1 protein-coding gene is annotated in these 324 nt (G+C 46.0%); it reads right to left on the reverse strand.

The annotated features are described in order from the left end of the window. Positions 1 to 324: glutathione binding-like protein (locus QWI17_RS08905; RefSeq protein WP_302722164.1), on the reverse strand; the 324-nt coding region annotated here is incomplete at both ends.

The following is a 324-nucleotide window of genomic DNA, read 5'->3' on the forward strand; positions in this document are numbered from 1 at the left end:
ACTTCGCTGTTTCAATATTGAACCGCTGCGCATTGTATAACTGAGGTATGAGACAGATATCGGCCAGGGTCGGTTGGTCACCGACGCAAAAATCGCCGCTTCTTTCTGAAGTCTGTAGAAATACGTCTAAAGATTTCAGGCCGGTTAAAACCCAGTGTCGATACCATGCTTTTCGTTGATCATCCGTCACCCCTACTTCATCCGACAAATAATTCAGCACCCTTAGGTTATTTATTGGCTGAATATCAGAAGCGATCATGCCTACAACTGAGCGCATCATCGCTCGCTCATTGATAGCTACAGGAATAATCGGCGGCTCAGGTA

Origin of the sequence: Gilvimarinus gilvus (genome assembly GCF_030518155.1) — a bacterium.
GTDB lineage: Bacteria > Pseudomonadota > Gammaproteobacteria > Pseudomonadales > Cellvibrionaceae > Gilvimarinus > Gilvimarinus gilvus.